This window comes from Phenylobacterium hankyongense (assembly GCF_003254505.1).
GTDB lineage: Bacteria > Pseudomonadota > Alphaproteobacteria > Caulobacterales > Caulobacteraceae > Phenylobacterium > Phenylobacterium hankyongense.
Map to the genome: position 1 here is coordinate 2,007,577 of NZ_QFYP01000001.1, position 20,594 is coordinate 2,028,170.

Genomic DNA, 20,594 nt, shown 5'->3' on the forward strand with positions numbered 1-20,594 from the left:
CCCGCGGGTTCGCCCCGCGGGCCTTTTTCTTTGGGCTCAGCGGATCGCGGCCTCGATGAACATCGGGCCGCGCTGGGCCATGGCGGCGGCGAAGGCGGTCTCGAATTCCTCCGCCGTCGTGCAGCGCACGGCGGGCACGCCCAGGCCCTTGGCCAGCGACACCCAGTCGATGTTGGGGTCGCCGAGGTCGAGCAGCTTCGAGGCCGACGGCCCGGCCTGGCCCGCGCCGGTGCGGGTCATCTCGATGTTGAGGATGCGATAGGTGTTGTTGGCGAACACCACGGCGGTGACGTCGAGGTTCTCCCGCGCGATCGTCCACAGCGCCTGCACGGTGTACATGCCCGCGCCGTCGCCGTTCAGGGACAGCACCTTGCGGTCCGGCGCCGCCACCGCTGCGCCGACCGCGAGCGGCAGGCCGATGCCGATGGCGCCGCCGGTCAGCGCCAGCACCTCGTGCGGGGCGGCGGTCATGGCCGGGACCGCAATACCGCCGCCGGAGGTGACGCTGTCGTCGCAGATGATCGCGCCCTCGGGCAGGTGGCGGGCGACCGACTGGCCCGCGCTCTGCGGGGTGAGCGCGCCGGTGGGCGCGGCGTCCGGGCGCTTCAGCGGCTGGACCGGGCCTTGGGCCGGGGCGCCGAGGGCGTCGGCCAGCGCGCTCAGGCCGGCGACCGCGTCCTCCGCACGGCCGACGAAATCCAGCACCTCGCAGCCGTCCGGGACCAGCACGCTGGGCCGGTCGGGGTAGGCGAAGAAGGCGACGGGCGTGACCGTGCCGACCAGGACCATCAGGTCGACGCCGTCGAGGTCCTGCAGGGCCATCTCGCCGAAATACTGCATGCGGGCCGGCGCGAAGTGGCCGGCGCCGCGGGCCTGGCGGGCGACGAAGGTGTCGCTGATCACCCGGACGCCGTGAGCCGCGAGCCGCGCGGCCTGCGCCAGGCCCTCGGCGCGGCAGGCCTGGCCGCCAATCAGCACCACCGGCTTTGCGGCCTTGCGCAGGGCGGTGGCGGCCGCTCCCACCGCGGCCTCGGCGGGGGCGGGGCGGACCGCCCGCTGGGCGATGACCGGGGCGGCGGCGGTCTGCAGCCAGGCGGAATCGGCCGGCAGGATCAGGCTGACCGGGCCGCCGGGTGGCCCGTAGCTCGCCGCCACCGCCTCCGCCGCCAGGGCCGGGACGTCGTCGGGGCTCTCGGCGGACTGGGCCCACAGCGAGTTCGGCTTCACCAGGGTCGCGATGTCGGAGTTCAGCGGCGCGTCGTACTGCCGGTGGTAGGTGGCGTGGTCGCCGATCACGTTGACGATCGGGGTGAAGGCGCGCCGGGCGTTGTGCAGGTTGGCGACGCCGTTGCCGTAGCCGGGGCCGAGGTGCAGCAGGGTGCAGGCCGGCTTGTCGGCCATGCGGCCATAGCCGTCGGCGGCGCCGGTCGCCACGCCCTCGAACAGGCAGAGCACCGGCCGCATCTGCGGCTGCCGGTCGAGGGCCGCGACGAACTGCATCTCGCTGGTGCCGGGATTGGCGAAGCAGGCGGTGACGTCGTTGGCCACCAGGGTCGAGAGCAGGGCGTCGGCGCCGTTCATGGAAACACCATCACGTCTGGAGGGGGAGGATCGGCGAACAGCCGCGCGACGGCCCCGGCCCGGAGGCTGCGGGCCAGGGGTTGGGCGATGTAGCCCTTGTCGGTGACTTCGCCGTGCGCGGCGTCGGGGCCGTCGGGCAAAACGAGGGCGCGGGCGACGCGCCCGCCGGCCCCCTTGGCGTGGGCGTTGAACGCCTCGAGGCCGGCCTTCGCCGTCGCCTCGACCTCGGCGCGGGGCAGGCCCGGGTTGGGATAGAGCAGCAGGCCGACGCCCTCGCGGCCTTCGCCGCAGACCACCGCGTCGGTGACCGCGCCGCCGATCGCGGAGATCGCGCCGATACGCAGGTCGCCGACGCCGACGAAGGTGCCGCTGGCCAGCTTGAAGTTCTCCGACAGCCGGCCGTCGAAGATCAGGCCCTGGGTGGGGTCCTGCGGATCGACCAGGCGGGCGGCGTCGCCCAGCACATAGAAGCCCTCGTCGTCGAACACCTGGGCGGAGAGTTCGGGCCGGCCGAGATAGCCCTGGGTGACCTGCGGGCCCTTCACCCGGAAGTCGAGCTTGCCGGCCTCGGGGACCAGCCGGACCGAAGTCCCGGGAATCGGCAGGCCGATCAGGCCCATGCGCTCGTTGGTCCAGTGGACGTTGCAGGCGGTGGGGCCGGTTTCGGTGGCGCCGTAGCCGGAGGCGAAGCTGATCCGCTCGCCCACCGTGCGGACCGCCACCGCCTGGATGCGGTCGGCCACGGTCTGGCCGAGCGCCGCGCCGCCGTACTGCAGCACCCGCACGCGCTGGAAGAACCGCCGCGCCAGCGCCTCGTCGCGCTCGAGTTCGTCCACCAGCAGCATCCAGCCGGCCGGCACCATGTTGTGATAGGTCGGCGCGACCTCCCGCAGGTTCCGCACCGTCTCGCCGAACCGCGCGGCTGTGGGCTGGCCGGTGTCGATGTAGAGCGTGCCGCCGCGGTGCAGCGACATGTGCAGGATCGAGTTGGCCCCCAGGCTGTGGCTCCACGGCGCGGAGTTGACCATCACCGGGGGCTCGGGATCGTCGAAGCAGGCGGCGATCTGCGCGGAGTTCAAGGCGATGTTGCGGTGGGTGATGATCACCGCCTTGGGGTGCCCGGTGGAGCCGGAGGTCAGCAGGTATTTGGCGTGGTCGTCCGGCGTGGCGATCGCCTGGGCGGGCGCGGCGCCCAGCAGCTGCTCCAGCGCGATGTCGCCGGGCCGCGGGTTGTGCGCGGCGATCACCGGCAGGCCGGCCAAGCACTCGGCGGAGAGGCCTTCGGCGAACAGGGCGGCGTCCTCGGTGTAGACGCAGGCTGGGGCCAGCACCGCGCAGGCGTGTGCGAGGCGGGCGAGGTTCGCGCCCTTCAGCCCGTACTGCGGCGACACCGGAGCGACCGGCAGGCCCTGGCTCATGGCGGCGTATTTGACCAGCGCGTGGTCGATGCCGTTGGCGGCGAGGATCAGCAGCGGGCGGGGGCCCACGACGCCCAGTCCGCGCAGGCCTCCGGCCAGCACCGCGATGCGCTCGCGCGCCTCCGCGAAGGTCACCGTGCGCCAGCCGTCGCCGGACCGCTCCGCCAGCCAGATCCGCTCGGGCGCCGCGGCGGCCCAGTGGTCGAGCGCCGCGCTCGTGGTCTGGAAGTGGGTGGCGTACGGCGTCGGGTTGGTCAGCACCAGCTCGCCGCCCGGGCGGCGGTCCACCTCGAGCCGCCGCGGCGCATAGCGCGGGTCGCGGAAGGCGGCGGTGGCGGCGCGCAGGTTCGCATCCATGGAAGCTTTATTCCAAGCCCCACGGCCGATGGGAAGCCTTAGCCGGCCAGGGTCGCCAGCCGCCGCTCCAGGAACAGCCGCTCGGCGGGCGCGGGTCCGAGGGCCAGCGCCGCCGCCAACGCCTCGGCCGCCTCCGCTCTCCGTCCAGCCATGGCGCAGAGGCCGGCGCGGGCGGCCTGGTAGGGCAGCCAGTCGGCCGGCGCGCCGGCGGCGGCCAGCGCCGCCAGGCCCTGGTCTGCGCCGCGCGCCTCGCCCACCGCGACGGCGCGGTTCACCAGGGTGACCGGATTGGGCCGCAGCGCAGCCAGCACGTCATAGAGCGCGGCGATCTGGCTCCAGGGCGTCGCGCCGCCCTCCGTTCGGGTCAGGTGGGCCGCATGGATGGCGGCCATGATCTGGCGCGGCCCGCTGCGGCCCAGTCCCGCGGCGCGGTCCAGCAGGCGGTCGCCCTGCGCGATCAGGTCGCGACGCCAGAGCGCGGTCTCCTGCTCGGGGGGCGGGACCATGGCGCCGGTGTCGTCCAGCCGCGCCGGACGCCGGGCCTCGGCGTAGCGGACCAGGGCGGCCAGGCCGAGCACCTCGGGCTCCTGCGGCGTCAGGTCGGCCAGCAGGCCCGAGAGCCGCAGCACCTCGTCGGCGAAGCCCGCCCCGTCGCCGGCCAGGGCGGCGTCCTCATAGGCCTGGGCGTAGGCGATCTCGAGGGTCGACAGCACCGCCTCCAGCCGCTCCGGCCAGGCGGCGCGGCCGGGAACCTCGAAGGGCACGCCGGCGTCGCGGATCTTGCGCTTGGCCCGGGTGATCCGCTGCAGCATCGCCGGCTCGGCGACCAGGAAGGCGCGCGCCAGGCGCCCGGTCGAGAGGCCGCAGACCACCTTCAGGGTCAGCGCGGCGCGGGAGTCCGGCGCGATGGCGGGGTGGCAGCAGACGAAGATCAGCCGCAGGCGCTCGTCGGGGATCGGCTCGTCGGCGGCCATCAGGGCGTCCTCGGGCGTGGGCGCCGGCTCGGGCTCGTCGAGCACGGCGCGCTCGCGGGTCGCCGCCCGGCGCTTGGCGTCGATCGCCTTGCGCAGCCCCACGCGCCACAGCCAGGCGGCCGGATCGCGCGGGGCCTGCTGCGGCCAGACGGTGAGGGCGGCGGCCGCAGCGTCGGCGAAGGCGTCCTCGGCGAGGTCGAGGTCGCGCAGCCGCGCGGCCAGGGCCGCCACCACCCGCGGCCGGGCCGTGGCGATCGCCTGGGCGGCCTCGCGCATGGCGTCAGTGCTGGATCAGCGGCCGCACCTCGACCTTGCCGCCGTCCACCGCCGGAATCCGCTTGGCGATGGCCAGCGCCGCGTCGAGGTCGGGCACGTCGACCAGGTAGTAGCCGCCCAGGTGCTCGCGGGTCTCCGCAAACGGACCATCGTGCACGGTCTGCTTGCCGCCTTCAGTCAGGACGGTGGTGGCGGTGGTGATCGACTGCAGGCCGGAGCCCGCCTGCATCACGCCCTTGGTGCGCAGCTCGCCGGCCAGCGCCATGTGCCGGGCGACGATGTCCTTGCGCGCGGCTTCGCCCGCCGGGCCTTCGTAGGCGCTCTCGGCTTCGTAGATCAGGAGCATGTACTGCATGGTGTGGTCCCCCGTGTGGGTCTGAGCTTCGCCGACGCGAACAGCCGCGTCATCAGGGAGACGCGCAGGCGGCGCGGGATTCGACAGGCGCATCGCAAAAAGAACTGTCATCCCGGAAAGCGCGGAGCGCTTGTCCGGGACCCATGCACACCGGATCTCTCCGGATATTCAGCGACCACGGGTGTTCATGGGTCCCGGTCTTCCGCTTCGCGAAAACCGGGATGACAGCTCAAGGGGAAAGCGTCTCCAGGAACCGCACCGGCTGGCCCAGGTGCGGCGCGACCACCTCGTCGTCGCGCATGACCACGCGGCCGCGGATGATGGTGGCGATCGGCCAGCCCTTGGCCTCCAGGCCGTCGAAGGGCGTCCAGCCGACGCGGCTGGCCATCTGGCCGTGGGTGATGGTGCGTCGGGCGTTCAGGTCGACGATGGTCAGGTCGGCGTCGTAGCCCACCGCCAGCCGGCCCTTGTCGGCCATGCCGAAGATGCGATTGGCGCCATGGCTGGTGAGGTCGACGAGGCGCTCGAGGCTGAGCCGCCCCTCCGCCACATGGGTCAGCATCACCGGCAGCAGGGTCTGTACGCCGGGCATGCCCGACGGCGAGGCGGGGTAGGGCCGGGCCTTCTCCTCGGCGGTGTGCGGCGCGTGGTCGGAGCCGAGGACGTCGGCGACGCCGTTGGCGATCCCCGCCCACAGGCCCTCGCGGTGCTCGGCGCCGCGGATCGGCGGGTTCATCTGGGCGTAGCCCTTCAGCCGCTCGTAGGCCTCCGGGCCGGCCAGCGTCAGGTGCTGCGGGGTGAACTCGACGCTGGCCACGTCCTTGTGGGCGGCGAGGTAGGCCACCTCCTCGCGGGTGGTGACGTGCAGGACGTGGATGCGCTTGCCCAGCGACGTGGCCAGCCGCACCAGCCGCTCGGTGGACTGGATCGCCGACTGCGCGTCGCGGACCTCGTAGTGGCTGGTCCAGTCGCCGGTGCGGGCCAGCGGCCGGCGGTCGGCGAGACGGTACTCGTCCTCGGAGTGGAAGGCGGCGCGGCGGTTGATGTGGCGCAGCACCTGCTCGATGCCCTCGTCGTCCTGCACCAGCAGGCTGCCGGTCGAGGCGCCCATGAACACCTTGATCCCGCAGCAGCCGGGCAGCCGCTCAAGTTCGCCGAGAAAGGCGGCGTTCTCGTGCGTGCCGCCGACGTAGAAGGCGTGGTCGCAGTGCATGCGCCCCTCGGCCCGCGAAAGCTTGTCGGCGAGCGCGTCGGGATCGGTGGTGGTGGGCTCGGTGTTCGGCATCTCGAACACGGCGACGACGCCGCCCAGGACGGCGGCGCGGGACCCGCTCTCCAGGTCCTCCTTCCACTCCAGGCCGGGCTCGCGGAAGTGCACCTGGGTGTCGATGACGCCCGGCATCACCGTCAGGCCGGTGGCGTCGAACACCTCGCCGGCGGACGCCTGGCCGAGGTCCCCGACCGCGACGATCTTGCCGCCGCGGACGCCGACGTCGGCTATGCCGCGCCCAGCGTGGTTCACCACCTCGCCGCCGCGCACGATCAGGTCAAACGTCTCAGCCATGAGCCCCCTCGTTGAGCCTGGAGGGCTCGGTGTCGGTGAACAGTGCAGCGGCCGCCTGCGCGACGGTGTCGACGCTCAGGTCCATCATGTGACAGAGCGCCTGGCTGAAGCCGGGGTCAACCGCGTGGATCTGCTCGAAACTGCGCGGCCCGCGCACCACCCGGGCAGCCTCGCCCCAGGGGGCGTAGTGCCGTTCGTCGGAGGGGCCGAACAGGCCGAGCGTCGGGATGCCGGCGGCCGCGGCCAGGTGCATGGTCCCGGAGTCGTTGCCCATGAACAGCCGCGCGCGCTTGAGGCAGGCGAAGGCGGTGACCAGGTCGACCTTGCCGGCCAGGTCGATGAACCGGCTGCGGGGGACCACGTCCTTCAGCCCCGGCGCCAGCTTCTGGTCTTCCGGGCCGCCCAGCACCATCAGCCGTCCGCCGCGCATCGGCCCGTCGGGGCCCAGCAGCCGCATGGCGACGCGGGAGAACCGCTCCACCGGCCAGGTCTTGCCGACCCAGTTGGCGGCCGGCGCCACCGCCAGGATCGGGCCGGAGCCGGCGGTGAGGTCGTCGGCGTAGGCCTCGATGTCGGGCGAGGTGTAGATGTAGGGCGCGGCCGGCGAGTCCTCGATCCGCAGCGTGCGGGCGGCCTCCAGCACCTTGTGCATCGGCTCGGTCGGCTTGCGGTAGACCGCGCGCCGCTTGGTGGACAGGAACCGCGAGATCGCCGAGCCGCGCAGGTCGACGATCAGGCCCCAGCGGCGCCTGCGGACCTTGCGCCACAGGTCGAACCAGTGGCTGCCGTCCTTGGCCTTGGCGAAGACGATGACCTCGTCGAGGTTGGGGACCTGCGCGAACAGCGGGGCGGCGGCCGGCCCGGCGACGATCGTGAAGCGCGCGTTCGGGATCTCGTCCGCCAGCCGCTTGACGAGGCCGGACGAGAGGACGGCGTCACCGATGCGGGTCGCCGTAATGAACAGAATCGGGAAGGACCCGGGCGCCATCGGCACTCTATAGAAGGCCCTTGGCTGGCGCTCCACCGCTGCCGGTCCCAAATTGTGCGCCATGATGCCGAATCCGCCGATCTACGCCCCCTTGCCCAGCCGCGCGGTCATCGCGCTGGCCGGCCCCGACTGGCGAAGCTTCCTCCAGGGGCTGATCACCCAGGATGTGGAGACGCTCGGTCCGGGCGAGGCGCGGTTCGCGGCCCTGCTGACCCCGCAGGGGCGGCTGCTCTACGACCTGTTCGTGGTCGGCCGCGAGGACGGCGCCTGGCTGGACGTGGCGGCCGAGCATCGCGAAACCATCATCCAGCGGCTGTCCATGTACCGGCTGCGGGCGAAGGTGGAGATCGCCGCGCCGGACCTCCCGGTCTCAGCCCGCTTTCCCGCGCCTGGCGAAGGCCGCGATCCGGCCGGGTGGGTGGCCGATCCCCGGCTGCCGGAGCTGGGCTGGCGCGGCTATGGCGCGACGGCCCCTGAGGGCGTCCAACTCGCCGACGAGGCGGCCTACGAGGCGCACCGGCTGGCGGTTGGCGTGCCCGGCCCCGCCGACTGGGGCGCTGACAAGACCTATCCCATCGAGGCCAACTTCGACCTGCTGGACGGCATCGACTTCAAGAAGGGCTGTTTCGTCGGCCAGGAGACCACCTCGCGCATGAAGCGGCGCGGGCAGGTGAAGAGCCGCATGCTGCCGATCGTCTTCGAGGGACCGCCGCCGGCCGCGGGCGCCGAGGTGGTGGCCGGGGAGCTGCGGGCCGGCGAGGTGCTGTCGGGCGGCGACGGCCGGGCCATGGCGGCGCTGCGGCTGGACCGGATCGGGGGCGGAGGCCTGACCGTCGATGGGCGGCCGGTCCGCGTCGAGCGGCCGGCCTGGTTCGCCGCTGCGCTGGGCGAGGAAGTCGCCTAAAGTCGCGCTGCGACCAGATCGGCCCTTGAGGTTTTGGGCCGGCTCGGCTGAGAGTGCCGCCGATGACGGCTCCCCTGCAACGGTGCGGCTGGCGCGGCATGGCCGGCGACCCGCTTTACGAGGCGTACCACGACACCGAGTGGGGCGTGCCGGAGTACGATTCGCGCGCGCTGTGGGAAAAGCTGGTGCTGGATGGCTTCCAGGCGGGGCTGGCCTGGATCACCATCCTGCGCAAGCGCGAGGCGTTCCGCGCCGCCTTCGACAACTTCGATCCGGAGCTCGTCGCCCGCTACGGCGAGGCGGACCGGGCGAGGCTGATGGCCGACGCCGGCATCATCCGCTCGAACGCCAAGATCGACGCGGCCATCAACGGCGCGAAGATCTACCTGGCCATGCGCGACCGCGGCGAGGACTTCTCCGAGTTCTGCTGGAGCTTCACCGGCGGCAAGCCGATCCAGAACGGCTTCTCCGAGATCGGCCAGGTGCCGGCCCAGACGCCGCTCGCCGTCGAGGTCGCCAAGGCGCTGAAGGCAAAGGGCTTCAAGTTCACCGGCCCGGTGATCGTCTATGCCTGGATGCAGGCCGTCGGCATGGTCAACGACCACATGACCTGGTGCTTCCGCCACGACCACGTCAAGGAGTTGGCGGCCTGATGGCGAAGGGTCCGACGCTGCTGCTCGAGAAGGCCTTCGTGGGCGGCCTGGTCTGCGGGGTGGACGAGGCCGGGCGCGGGCCGTGGGCCGGTCCGGTCAGCGCCGGCGCGGTGATCCTCAACCCGAAGAAGCTCCCCAAGGGCCTCGACGATTCCAAGAAGCTGTCGGCCAAGACCCGCGAGGGCCTGGAGCTGGAGATCAAGGCCAAGGCGTTGGCCTGGGGCGTGGGCTTCGCCTCGGTGGAGGAGATCGCCAGCCTCAACATCCTGCACGCCACGGGCCTGGCCATGTGCCGCGCCATCGAGGCCATGGCCGTCCAGCCGACCTTTGCGCTGGTGGACGGCAACTACCGCTTCAAGCTGCCGTGCGAGGTGAAGACGGTGGTGGGCGGCGACGGCAAGTCGAAGTCGATCGCCGCGGCCTCGATCCTGGCCAAGGTCGCCCGCGACCGGCTGATGGCGGAGATGGACGGCCTCTATCCGGGTTACGGCTTCGCCAGCCACAAGGGCTACCGCGCCCCGATCCACGCCGAGGCGCTGCTCAGCCTCGGGCCGTGCGAGATCCACCGCATGAGCTGGGGGCCGGTGAAGCTGGCGCTGATGGGCAAGGACCCGCTGCAGGCCTTCGCCGACGCCTTGCAGGACGAGCTGCCGTTCGACGGCTGAGGCGCCTTTAACTTCTCGTTGACCACGTTTCGCAACGGCCTCTTCACCATGGAGCCCCAGGATTCAAACTCCTGACTTCACGAGGCGCGTATGGGCTTCCCGGCCGAAACCATCATCCTGGGCGACAGCCTGGAGGAGCTGAAGAAGCTGCCGGACCGCTCGGTGGACCTGGTGTTCGCCGACCCGCCCTACAACCTGCAGCTCGGCGGCGACCTGTTGCGGCCGGACAACTCCAAGGTCGACGCGGTCGACGACGACTGGGACCGGTTCGAAAGCTTCGAGACCTACGACGCCTTCACCAAGGCCTGGCTGTTCCAGTGCCGCCGGGTGCTGAAGGACGACGGCGCGCTGTGGGTGATCGGCAGCTACCACAACATCTTCCGGGTCGGCGCGACCCTGCAGGACCTGGGGTTCTGGATCCTCAACGATATCGTCTGGCGCAAGTCCAACCCGATGCCGAACTTCAAGGGCACGCGCTTCACCAACGCCCACGAGACCCTGATCTGGGCCACCAAGTCGCGTGGCGGCAAGCGCTACACCTTCAACTACGACGCCATGAAGATGGCCAACGACGAGCTGCAGATGCGCTCGGACTGGACGCTGCCGCTGTGCACCGGCGAGGAGCGGCTGAAGGACGAGACGGGCGCCAAGGCCCACCCGACCCAGAAGCCGGAGGCCCTGCTGCACCGGGTGATCCTGGCTTCCACCCGCCCGGGCGACGTGATCCTCGATCCCTTCTTCGGCACCGGCACCACCGGCGCCGCCGCCAAGCGGCTGGGCCGCCGCTTCATCGGCATCGAGCGGGAAGAGGCCTACGCCAAGCTCGCCAGGCAACGGATTGCCAAGGTGATCCCGGCGACCGCCGACGAGGTGGTGATCACCGGCTCCAAGAAGTCCGAGCCGCGCATCCCCTTCGGCCAGATTGTCGAGGCCGGCCTGCTGCGCCCCGGCGACGTGCTCTATGACGACAAGGGCCGCCACGCCGCCCGCGTCCGCGCCGACGGCAGCCTGGTGGTCGGCGAACTGGCCGGCTCGATCCACAAGGTCGGCGCCATGGTGCAGTCCGCGCCCGCCTGCAACGGCTGGACCTACTGGCACTTCAAGACCGACGCGGGCCTCGCCCCCATCGACGTGCTGCGCGCCAAGGTGCGGAGCCAGCTCGCCGCGTGAGCCGATGAGCGACCCGTTCGGGCTCGGGCTCCGGCAGGACGAGAACCGCCTCGCCGAGGCCAATCCCGAGTGGTCGCGCGCCTATGCCGAGGAAGCCGCGCGCATCGCTTCGGCGCTGGGTCCCTTGGTCGTGGCCATCGAGCACTACGGCAGCACGTCCGTGCCCGGCCTGCCGGCCAAGCCGATCATCGACCTGTTGGTGGGCGTCCGCCGGCTGTCCGACGCGGCGGCCAGCGGCCCCTCCATGGCCGCCCTGGGCTATGAGGATCGCGGGCGCGAGATCGTCCCCGGCCACCACATCTACGGCAAAGGCCTCGCGCGAACGCACCTGGCCCACTTCGTCGAGTACGGCCAGGAGGAGTGGATCGTGACGCTGCGGTTCCGCGACCGCCTGCGCAGGGATCCGCGGTTGCGCGACGACTACGCAGCCCTCAAGCGGCGCCTGGTCGTCGAGCATCCCACCGACCGGCGGGCCTATACCGCCGCCAAGACGGCCTTCGTTCAGCGGGTGCTGGCGCTCTAAGGCGCAGGCCTGGGACAACCCCGAGGGCAGCCAACGCCGCCGTCCTGCGTTTGCACCCCCAGCCGGAGGTCTTCGCATGGCGACGGTTCAGGTTTCACGGCTCATCCCGGCTCAGGCGGCGGACGTCTGGCGCACCCTCACCTCCCGCGAGGGCATGAAGGCCTACATGCTGGGCGCGGACGTGCAGACCGACTGGCGCGTCGGCGGACCGATCACCATGCGCGGCGAGTACGACGGCAAGGCCTTCGAGGATCGCGGCGAGGTGCGATCCTTCGAACCACAGCGCTGTCTGAGCTACACCCATCGGAGCTCGGGCGCCCCTGGCGGCGAGCACCTCGTGACCTTCGAGCTGGCCCCCGAGGAGGGCGGCGCCCTGGTCACCGTCACCCAGGCGAGCGCGGATGGCGCGGAGCACCCCTCGGACACGGAGCATAGGGCGCAGTACGAAAAGACCTGGGCCATGATGCTGGAAGGCCTCGAGAAGGCTGTCGTCCGCTAGAGCAGGGCGCCCAGCCCCGCTCGCGCGGCCTTCAGGAACACGCTGGGCAGGGCGTCGAGCCCGCGCCGGGCCGTCCAGATGACGTCGTCGGCCTCGCCCTCGGCGCGCAGCAGCTGCAGGGTCAGGGTGAAGTGGGTGAAGCCGTGCTCCACCTCGCCGACCCCGCGCCAGGAGGCGTCGGCGGGCGCGGCGTCCAGCGCCTCGGCGTCGGACCAGCGCGCGCTGCGCCAGTCGCTGGTCGGCAGGGCCAGCATGCCGCCGAGCAGCCCCTTGGGCGGCCGGCGCACCAGGGCCACCTCCTCGCCGCGGGTCAGCACATAGGCGACGCCATAGCGGTGCGGGCGCTCTGCCTTGGCGGTGCGGCGCGGAAAGGTCTCGGGCGCGCCGGTGGCGAGCGCGGCGCAATGGCCGGCGACCGGGCAACGGTCGCAGATCGGCGCCTTCGGCCGGCACAGGGTGGCGCCCAGGTCCATCAGCGCCTGGGCCCAGTCGCCCGGCCGCTGGTCGCGCACCAGGGCGGCGGCGAGCCGCTTCAGCTCCGGCTTGGCGTCGGGCAGCGGTTGCTCGACCGCGAACAGCCGCGCCATCACCCGCTCGACGTTGCCGTCCACCACGTTGCCCGGCCGGTCGAAGGCGATCGCCGCCACCGCCGCGGCGGTGTAGGGCCCAAGCCCCGGCAGGATCCGCAGGCCCTCCTCGGTGTCGGGGAAGACGCCGCCGTGCTCGCGGGCCACGGCGCGGGCGCAGGCCAGCAGGTTGCGGGCGCGGGCGTAGTAGCCGAGGCCCGCCCAGGCGGCCATCACCTCGCCGTCGTCCTCGTTGGCCAGGTCGGTGACGGAGGGCCAGCGGGCGGTGAACTTCAGGAAGTAGGGCGTGGCGTGCGGCACGGTGGTCTGCTGCAGCATCACCTCGGAGAGCCATACGCGGTACGGGTCTGCCCGCAGGCCGGAGGCCTGCGCCGCCGGCCGCACGCGCCAGGGCAGGTCGCGGGCGCCGGCGTCGTACCAGGCGAGCAGCTGGGCGCGGAGCGTGTCGGCGGTCACGGCCCGTGCATATCGCCATCGGCCCCGGCGCGCAGCGACTATCGGCTCCGTCCGCTATCGCCAGCGCGGCCAGGACAGGTAAGATCAGGCCATGCGCCGGCCCTTGCCCTCGCCCGAAGAAGCCATGCGGATCCTCACCGCCAAGCGCACGCGGCCGGTCCGTCGGCCGCCGCCGCCGCTCGGACGGGCGCTGAACAAGACCCTGCGCGAGTTCGACGCCCGCTTCGGCCAGGGCCCCGGCGCGTTGCAGGCCCGCTGGCGCGAGGTGGTGGGGCCGGAGGTCGCCAAGCGCACCGAGCCGGTGAAGCTGGTGAAGGGCCGCAACGGCGGGCCGTCGTCGCTGGAGATCCGCGTGGCCGGACCCTCGGCCGCCATCATCCAGCACCAGGCCCACGAGATCCTGGCGCGGGTGAACCTGTTCCTGGGCGCCGAGGCGGTGCAGAAGCTGCGGATCGTGCAGGGGCCGCTGCGCGCCCTGGCCGAGCCGCCGCCGCCGCGCAAGCGCCTGGCGCCGCTCGACGCCGCGCAGGAGGCGAAGCTGGCGCAGGACCTCGCCGACGCGCCGGACGGACCGCTGAAGCGGGCGCTGATGGCGCTCGGCCGCGGGGTGTTGCGACAGCAGCGATAGATTGACTCGAAAGCGCCACCGTCCCATCCGCTAGGGATAGGTGGGCGAACCGCGCGACGCGCAGGGAATCGCGCTTTAATCTTTCATTCGAATCCGCAGGAAGGTCACCATGCTCAGCCGCCGTCTCCTCGTCGTCGCAGCCGCCGTGGCCGGCCTCTCGCTCGCCGGGTGCAACAAGGGCGCAGCCAGCGGCGGCGTCTCCACCGACGACATGAGCCTCGGCAAGGCCGACGCCAAGGTGCAGGTGACGGAGTACGCCTCGGCCAGCTGCAGCCACTGCGCGCGGTTCAACAACGAGGTCTTCCCGGCCTTCAAGGCGAAGTACATCGACACCGGCAAGGTGCACTACACCCTGAAGGAGTTCCTCACCCCGCCGGAGCAGGTGGCCGCCGCCGGCTTCCTGGTCGCGCGCTGCGCGGGCAAGGACAAGTACTTCACGGTCCTGGACTCGATCTACAAGAACCAGGCCGAGATGTTCCAGACCGGCGACTTCCGCGGCGTCCTGCTGCGCATCGCCCAGTCGTCGGGCATGACCGAAGACCAGTTCAACAAGTGCGTCGCCGACGAGAACGCGCTGAAGGCCCTGAACACCCGCGTCGAGCGGGCGGTGAAGGACGACAAGATCACCGGCACGCCCAGCTTCCTGGTCAACGGCAAGAAGGTGGCCGAGGGCGAGGTCAGCCTGGCGCAGCTCGATACCGCCATCACCGAAGCCGCGAAGTAGGAATGGCCATGGGCTCGTTCAGCCGCCGCGCCGCGCTCGCCGCCGCCGCCCTCCTGATCGCCGGGGCCGCCGTGGCGGCGCCGGTCGCCGGCCCGCAGGACATGAGCCTCGGCAATCCGAAGGCCAAGATCCAGGTGCTGGAATACGCCTCGCTGAGCTGCCCGCACTGCGCGAAGTTCAACGAGGACGTCTTCCCGGCCTTCAAGAAGAAGTACGTCGACACCGGCAAGGTCCGCTACACCCTCAAGGAGATGCTGACCGATCCGCCGGAAGTGGCGGCGGCGGGCTTCATGATGGCGCGCTGCGCCGGGCCCTCGAAATACTTCAAGGTGGTCGACGAGGTGTTCCGCAGCCAGCCGCGCTGGCAGACCACGCCGATCAAGCCGGTGTTCCTGGAGATCGCCAAGGCCAACGGCCTGACGGACGCCCAGTTCGAGGCCTGCCTCGCCGACGAGGCGGCGCTGAAGGCGGTGCGCGGCCGGGCGCAGGACGCCCAGGACCACGACGGCGTCGACGGCACGCCGACCTTCTTCGTCAACGGCAAGAAGGTCGGGGCCGGCGACATGAGCCTGGCGGAGCTTGAGGCGGCGATCGCCGCGGCCGGGAAGTAGGAGGGCGCGAGCGCCGTGCACTTCCAGAGGCTGCGCCTCGCGGGCTTCAAGTCCTTCGTCGATCCGACCGAGTTCCGGATCGAGCCCGGAGTCACGGGCATCGTGGGGCCGAACGGCTGCGGCAAGTCGAACCTCCTGGAAGCCCTGCGCTGGGTGATGGGCGCCAACTCCGCCAAGGCCATGCGGGCCGGCGGCATGGACGACGTGATCTTCGCCGGCGCCGCCAACCGGCCGGGCCGCAACCACGCGGAAGTCTCGCTGACCATCGACAACGCCGACCGCCGCGCGCCGGCGGCGTTCAACGACCACCCGGTGCTGGAGGTGGTGCGCCGGATCGACAAGGGCGCCGGCTCCACCTACCGGATCAACGGCCGCGAGGTGCGGGCCCGCGACGTCCAGCTCCTGTTCGCCGACGCCTCCACCGGCTCCAACTCCCCGGCGCTGGTGCGCCAGGGGCAGATCTCCGAACTGATCGCCGCCAAGCCGCAGAACCGCCGGATGATCCTGGAAGAGGCGGCCGGCGTCTCCGGCCTGCATTCGCGCCGGCACGAGGCCGAGCTGCGGCTGCGCGCCGCCGAGGCCAACCTCGCCCGGCTCGACGACGTCGCCCGCGAGCTGGAGACCACGCTCGGCCGGCTGAAGCGCGAGGCGCGCCAGGCCGAACGCTACAAGAAGCTCTCCGCCGAGATCCGCACCCTGCAAGGCGCCGTGCTCTATGCCCGCTGGGACGAGGCCCGCGCCGCCGCCGAACGCCTGGGCGCCGAGGCCGCCGCCGCCGTGCGCGCCGTCGAGGAAACCGCCCAGCGCGCCGCCCAGGCCACCACCCGCGCGGCGGTCGCCGAGGAGGCCATCAAGCCGCTGCGGGAGGCCGAGACGGTCTCCGCCGCGATCCTGCACAAGCTGGCGATCGACAAGGACCGCCTGGACCGCGAGGCCGAGGCGCACGCCGCCGAGCTGGAGCGGCTGGGCGGGGAGATCACCCGCATCGACGCCGACCGGGCGCGCGAATCCCACATCGTCGAGGACGCCGATGCGGCCCTGACCCGGCTGGCCGACGACCTCGCCGCCCTGGAGGCCGCCATCGCCGCGGCGCCCGAGCGCGCGCCGGAGCTGGAGGCCGCGGCCCGCGCCGCCGAGGCCACCCGCGCCGCCGCGGACGCCGAGGTCGAGCAGCTCGCCGCCCAGATGGCCGCCGCGGAGGCGCATCGCCGCGCCGCCGCCCAGCGGGTGGAGGAGGCGCAGGCCCGCGTCTCGCGCACCCGCCGCGCCCTCGACCAGGCGCGCCACGAACGCGAAGCCCTGGGCGCCCCCGCCAACCCGCAGGCGGCGCAGGCCAAGGCCGAGCTGGAGGCCGCCGAGGGCGCGCTCGCCGCCGCCCGCGCCGCGCTCGACGCCGCCGAGGACCAGCGGGTCAAAACCACCGAGGCCGAGGCCATCGCCCGAGAGGCGGCGCGCAAGCTGGACGAGCAGCTCGGCCGCTTCACCGCCGAGGCCCGCGCCCTGGCCGGGCTGGTGGCCCAGGCCCGCCGCGGCGGCTTCACCCCGGCCCTGGACGCCGTATCGCCGGACCGCGGATACGAACGCGCCCTGGCCGCCGCGCTCGGCGACGACCTGGACGCGGCGCTCGACCCCAAGGCCCCGTCCTTCTGGGGCGGCCGCGAGGCGCAGGCCCCGGCCTGGCCCGCGGGCGCGACGCCGCTGGCGCCGCTGGTCAAGGCGCCGGCCGCGCTGGCCGCGCGCCTGGCCTTCATCGCATTGGCGGACCGCGCCGACGGCGACCGGCTGCAGGGCCAACTCGCGCCCGGCTGCCGGCTGGTGTCGAAGGAGGGCGACCTCTGGCGCTGGGACGGCTTCACCGCCCGCGCCGACGCGCCAAAGCCTGCCGCCGTGCGGCTGGAGCAGAAGACCCGGCTGACCGAGGTCGAGACCGAAATCGAGAAGCTGGAGCCCCGCGCCAAGGCCGCCCGCGAGGCGCTGGCCGCCGCCGCCGCCGCGTTGCGCACAGCCGACGAGGTGCTGCGGACCGCGCGGCGCGAGCCGCCGGCGCTGGAGCAGAAGGCCGCCCAGGCCCGCGCCGCCCTGGAACGCTTCGAGCGCGAGGCCGCCCGCAAGGAAGCCCACGCCGCCTCGCTGGACGACGTCATCCGCCGCTTCGAGGCCGAGCTGGCCGAGCATGAGGCGGCGCTCGTCGCCGCCGCCGAGGCCGCCGCGGGCGAGGGCGCCGCCCACGACCTGGCCGACCGGCTCGCCGCCGCGCGCGCCGCCGCCGGACCGGCCCGCGAGGCCGCCGCCGCCGCCCGCAGCGCCCTGGAGTTGGAGATCCGCGAGCGCGACGGCCGCGCCCGGCGGCTGGAGAACCTGACCCGCGACCGCGACGACTGGACCCGCCGCACCGCCGCCGCCGCCAAGCGGCTGGAGAGCCTGGCGCAGGCTCGGGACAAGGCGAAGGCCGAACTCGACAAGGCCCGGATCGCGCCGGAGACCCTGGACGCCCGCCGCGGCGCCCTGCTGGACGAGCTGTCGGCGGCGGAGGCCCGTCGCGCCAAGTCCTCCGACGCGCTGGCCGCCGCCGAGCACGAGCGCGCCGAGGCCGATCGCGGCCTGCGCGCCGCCGAGGCGCAGGCGTCCGAGGCTCGCGAGCTGCGCGCCAGCCTCGCCGCCCACGCCGAAGCCGCCGCCCAGCGCCTGACGGAGGTCGGCGCCCAGATCCGCGAAACCGCCCGGATCGAGCCCGAGGAGCTGGCCCGCAAGCTCGCCGACGAGGCGGTCGCCATTCCCGCCGACGCCAGCGGCATGGAGGGCCATCTCTACAACCTGGAACGCCAGCGCGACGCCATCGGGCCGGTCAACCTGCGCGCCGAGGAAGAGGCCGGCGAGCACGCTGCGCGCCTGCTGGCCATGCAGACCGAGCGCGCGGACCTGACCGGCGCCATCGCGCGGCTGCGCGAGGGGATCGACGAGCTCAACGCCGAGGGCCGCGAGCGGCTGGTCGCCGCCTTCGAGGTGATCAACGAGCACTTCAAGACGCTGTTCTCGACCCTGTTCGAGGGCGGCCAGGCCGAGCTGCGGCTGGTCGAATCGGAAGATCCCCTCGAGGCCGGCCTGGAGATCTACGCCTGCCCGCCGGGCAAGCGGATGGCGACCATGAGCCTGATGAGCGGCGGCGAGCAGGCGCTGACCGCGGCGGCGCTGATCTTCGCCGTCTTCCTCGCCCAGCCGGCCCCGATCTGCGTGCTGGACGAGGTGGACGCGCCGCTCGACGACGCCAACGTCGACCGGTTTTGCAACATGCTCGACGAGATGCGCCGGCGCACCCAGACCCGCTTCATCGCCATCACCCACAATCCGGTGACCATGGCCCGCATGGACCGGTTGTTCGGCGTCACCATGGCCGAACGCGGCGTCTCGCAACTGGTCTCGGTGGATCTGCGCCAGGCCGAAGCCATGGCCGCGCAATAGCGGCCGTCGCGGACGTGGCTCGCGGTGGCGGCGGGTCATATGTCGCGACCGGAAATAACGCCAGCAAAAACAGCTACTTATGAACCTCCTGCCCAGCCTTGACGCACCGCATCACGGTCTATAGGTTCCGCGCGACCTGAAAGCCCCAGCCGTGGCGGCGGACGTCGCGGTCTATAGGCTCGACGCATGCCCCAGACGGACGAATCGCGAGACGAGGCGCTAAAGAGCCTCGACGCGCGATTGGCCGCGTTCGAGGCGAAGCGTACGCCGAAGTCCGGCGTCGCGACGCAGCGGGCCATGGGGCAGGGTTACCGCTTCCTTGGAGAAGTGGTGGGCGGGGTGCTCGGCGGGCTGGGTTTCGGCTGGCTGTTCGACAGCTTCGCGCATACGGCCCCCTTCGGCCTGATCGGCGGTCTGCTGATCGGCGTGGGGGTGTCCACCTTCGTCGCCATCCGTGGCGCCGGGGCGTGGGCCAAGACGGAGTCGGAAACGACGGCGCCCAAGCCGGACGTCACCGACAAGACGGACGATTGAGACGGTAGGACAGATGGCCGAAGCGCCCCCGATCGCACCGATGGAACAGTTTCTGGTCCATCCCCTCGTGAAGATCCCGCCGTTGCACATCGGCGGCTTGACGCTGGACATGTCGATCACCAACGCGACCCTGGCCATGGCCTTCGCGGCCTTCGTGGCCTGCGCCTTCCTGTTCGCCGCCGGCAAGCGCCAGCTGGTGCCGGGCCGCCTGCAGTCCGTGGGCGAGAGCCTCTTCGACCTCATCGACCAGACCCTGGTCGGCCCGATCATGGGCCACTCGGGCCGGCCCTATGTGCCGTTCATCTTCACCATCTTCATGCTGGTTCTGGTCATGAACATGGCCGGTCTGTTGCTGGCGTTCGGCAACCTGGCGCACCAGGAGTGGACCTTCACGGCCACCGCCCAGCTGGCGGTCACCCTGACGCTGGCGCTGATCAGCTTCCTCAGCGTGGTGGCGATCGGCTTCATCAAGAACGGCCTGGGCTTCTTCAAGCTGTTCACGCCCTCGGGCCTGCCGCTGCCGATGCTGATGCTGGTGGCGCCGCTCGAGTTCCTGTCCTTCATGATCCGGCCCGTGACCCTGGCCATGCGACTGTTCGGCAACATGCTGGGCGGCCACGTGGTCATGTACATGTTCGCCAGCTTCGTGGTCGGCCTGGGGCTGTTCGCCCTGCAGGGCGGCATCGCCTACCTGGCTTTCGCTGGGTCGGGCGTCTCGTTCGCCATGGTGGTCGCCTTGACCGCGCTGGAGTTCATCGTGGCCTTCCTGCAGGCCTTCGTGTTCGCCGCGCTGACCACCGTCTACCTCAACGACGTCGTGAACCTCGGTCACGGCCACTAGTCATCAACCGAATTCTCCAAAGGGGTTAAGAGCAAATGGATCCTGTTTCCGCCAAATACATCGGCGCTGGCCTGGCCACGATGGGCCTCATCGGCGCGGGCGTCGGCCTGGGCGTGCTGTTCGGCAACTACCTGGCGTCCGCCATCCGCAACCCGTCGGCCGCCGCCAGCCAGCAGCCGATGCTGTTCCTCGGCCTTGCGCTGACGGAAGCCCTGGGCATCTTCGCGCTCGTGATGGCCTTCATCATCCTGTTCGTGAAGGTCGGCTAACCACCCATGCAAGGTCCCGCTGCCGAGACCCACGAAGAGACCGGGGCGCCGGGCCACGAAGAGGGCTCCGGCGGTCTGCCGCAGTTCGACGTGGCCATGTGGCCAGGCCAGATGGCCTGGTTCCTGATCTTCTTCGTGATCGTCTTCATCCTGATGTCGCGGGTGTTCGTGCCGCGGATCGGCGGGACCATCGCGGAGCGTGAGGGCAAGATCGCAGGCGACGTGGCGGAAGCCCGCCGCCTGAAGGAAGAGGCGGACGCGCAAGCCGCGGCCGCCGCCGCCGACACCGCCCAGGCCCGCGCCCAGGCGATGAAGCTGGCCTCCGAAGCCCGCGCCAAGGCGCAGGCCGAGATCTCCGCCCGCCTCGCCGAGGAAGAGGCCCGCCTCGCCCAGACGGGGGCGGCGGCCGAAACCCGGATCGCCGCCGCTCGCGACGCGGCCATGGCCAGCGTGGGCGACATCGCCGCCGACGCCGCCAAGGCCATCGTCGACAAATTGACCGGCAAGTCGCCGACGCCGGCGGAGCTCGCCTCCGCCGCGCCGGCCCGGGCCTGAAGG

General features: G+C 72.2%; 21 protein-coding genes. 14 read left to right on the plus strand and 7 right to left on the minus strand.

The features are described from left to right. Positions 1-36: 36 nt before the first annotated feature. The 6 genes from DJ021_RS09745 to DJ021_RS09770 form a co-directional block, all read right to left on the minus strand. Complete coding sequence (locus DJ021_RS09745) at positions 37-1,581, minus strand: acetolactate synthase large subunit (RefSeq protein WP_111457361.1); 1,545 nt, start codon at positions 1,579-1,581, stop codon at positions 37-39. After that, entirely contained in the window at positions 1,578-3,356 is a 1,779-nt protein-coding gene (locus DJ021_RS09750) for a feruloyl-CoA synthase (protein ID WP_111457362.1), read from the minus strand. The genes DJ021_RS09745 and DJ021_RS09750 overlap by 4 nt, the downstream gene beginning before the upstream one ends. Positions 3,357-3,394: 38 nt before the next feature. Further along, positions 3,395-4,606, minus strand: coding sequence for an RNA polymerase sigma factor (locus tag DJ021_RS09755; RefSeq protein WP_111457363.1), 1,212 nt, complete (start codon positions 4,604-4,606; stop codon positions 3,395-3,397). A 4-nt stretch (positions 4,607-4,610) separates the two neighbouring features. Continuing rightward, a complete protein-coding gene (locus tag DJ021_RS09760; protein WP_111457364.1) occupies positions 4,611-4,961 on the minus strand; it encodes a YciI family protein in 351 nt (116 codons plus the stop codon). A gap of 229 nt (positions 4,962-5,190) precedes the next feature. Beyond that, the gene (locus DJ021_RS09765; protein ID WP_111457365.1) at positions 5,191-6,525 is read right to left on the minus strand and encodes a dihydroorotase; all 1,335 of its coding nucleotides are present in this window, start codon (positions 6,523-6,525) and stop codon (positions 5,191-5,193) included. Next, a complete protein-coding gene (locus tag DJ021_RS09770; protein WP_111457366.1) occupies positions 6,518-7,513 on the minus strand; it encodes a glycosyltransferase family 9 protein in 996 nt (331 codons plus the stop codon). Before DJ021_RS09770 ends, DJ021_RS09765 begins: the two co-directional genes overlap by 8 nt. Positions 7,514-7,574: 61 nt before the next feature. On the opposite strand from DJ021_RS09770, the gene ygfZ reads away from it, so the two are divergent. The 6 genes from ygfZ (at position 7,575) to DJ021_RS09800 (ending at position 11,927) form a co-directional block, all read left to right on the plus strand. After that, entirely contained in the window at positions 7,575-8,417 is an 843-nt protein-coding gene (ygfZ, locus tag DJ021_RS09775) for a CAF17-like 4Fe-4S cluster assembly/insertion protein YgfZ (RefSeq protein WP_243625946.1), read from the plus strand. A gap of 62 nt (positions 8,418-8,479) precedes the next feature. After that, a complete protein-coding gene (locus tag DJ021_RS09780) occupies positions 8,480-9,070 on the plus strand; it encodes a DNA-3-methyladenine glycosylase I (protein WP_111457367.1) in 591 nt (196 codons plus the stop codon). Next, positions 9,070-9,735: a ribonuclease HII gene (locus tag DJ021_RS09785; protein ID WP_111457368.1), complete on the plus strand. Its 666-nt coding sequence runs from the start codon at positions 9,070-9,072 to the stop codon at positions 9,733-9,735. Before DJ021_RS09780 ends, DJ021_RS09785 begins: the two co-directional genes overlap by 1 nt. Before the next feature lie 90 nt (positions 9,736-9,825). Beyond that, positions 9,826-10,905, plus strand: a complete 1,080-nt coding sequence (locus DJ021_RS09790; RefSeq protein ID WP_111457369.1) for a site-specific DNA-methyltransferase — start codon at positions 9,826-9,828, stop codon at positions 10,903-10,905. A gap of 4 nt (positions 10,906-10,909) precedes the next feature. Further along, positions 10,910-11,428 (plus strand): GrpB family protein, encoded by a 519-nt coding sequence (locus tag DJ021_RS09795; protein ID WP_111457370.1) that lies wholly within the window; start codon positions 10,910-10,912, stop codon positions 11,426-11,428. Between the two features lie 76 nt (positions 11,429-11,504). Then, positions 11,505-11,927, plus strand: coding sequence for an SRPBCC family protein (locus tag DJ021_RS09800; RefSeq protein ID WP_111457371.1), 423 nt, complete (start codon positions 11,505-11,507; stop codon positions 11,925-11,927). On the opposite strand, the gene mutY is transcribed toward DJ021_RS09800, so the two are convergent. Next, positions 11,924-12,970, minus strand: a complete 1,047-nt coding sequence (mutY, locus tag DJ021_RS09805; RefSeq protein WP_111457372.1) for an A/G-specific adenine glycosylase — start codon at positions 12,968-12,970, stop codon at positions 11,924-11,926. The two genes, DJ021_RS09800 and mutY, sit on opposite strands and share 4 nt — an antisense overlap. 91 nt (positions 12,971-13,061) lie before the next feature. On the opposite strand from mutY, the gene DJ021_RS09810 reads away from it, so the two are divergent. The 8 genes from DJ021_RS09810 (at position 13,062) to DJ021_RS09845 (ending at position 20,591) form a co-directional block, all read left to right on the plus strand. After that, entirely contained in the window at positions 13,062-13,598 is a 537-nt protein-coding gene (locus DJ021_RS09810; protein ID WP_111457373.1) for a DUF721 domain-containing protein, read from the plus strand. A 109-nt stretch (positions 13,599-13,707) separates the two neighbouring features. Next, positions 13,708-14,322, plus strand: a complete 615-nt coding sequence (locus DJ021_RS09815) for a DsbA family protein (protein WP_111457374.1) — start codon at positions 13,708-13,710, stop codon at positions 14,320-14,322. Between the two features lie 8 nt (positions 14,323-14,330). Beyond that, a complete protein-coding gene (locus DJ021_RS09820; protein ID WP_111459048.1) occupies positions 14,331-14,933 on the plus strand; it encodes a DsbA family protein in 603 nt (200 codons plus the stop codon). 15 nt (positions 14,934-14,948) lie between these two features. Next, the gene (gene smc, locus DJ021_RS09825) at positions 14,949-18,392 is read left to right on the plus strand and encodes a chromosome segregation protein SMC (RefSeq protein WP_111457375.1); all 3,444 of its coding nucleotides are present in this window, start codon (positions 14,949-14,951) and stop codon (positions 18,390-18,392) included. Between the two features lie 186 nt (positions 18,393-18,578). Continuing rightward, the gene (locus DJ021_RS09830; RefSeq protein ID WP_111457376.1) at positions 18,579-18,926 is read left to right on the plus strand and encodes an AtpZ/AtpI family protein; all 348 of its coding nucleotides are present in this window, start codon (positions 18,579-18,581) and stop codon (positions 18,924-18,926) included. Positions 18,927-18,966: 40 nt separating this feature from the next. Then, positions 18,967-19,767 (plus strand): F0F1 ATP synthase subunit A, encoded by an 801-nt coding sequence (locus DJ021_RS09835; RefSeq protein ID WP_424443729.1) that lies wholly within the window; start codon positions 18,967-18,969, stop codon positions 19,765-19,767. Between the two features lie 35 nt (positions 19,768-19,802). Further along, positions 19,803-20,036: a F0F1 ATP synthase subunit C gene (locus tag DJ021_RS09840; protein ID WP_111457378.1), complete on the plus strand. Its 234-nt coding sequence runs from the start codon at positions 19,803-19,805 to the stop codon at positions 20,034-20,036. A gap of 6 nt (positions 20,037-20,042) precedes the next feature. Beyond that, on the plus strand, positions 20,043-20,591 hold the full coding sequence (locus DJ021_RS09845; protein WP_111457379.1) for a F0F1 ATP synthase subunit B family protein: 549 nt from the start codon (positions 20,043-20,045) through the stop codon (positions 20,589-20,591). Positions 20,592-20,594: the final 3 nt, after the last annotated feature.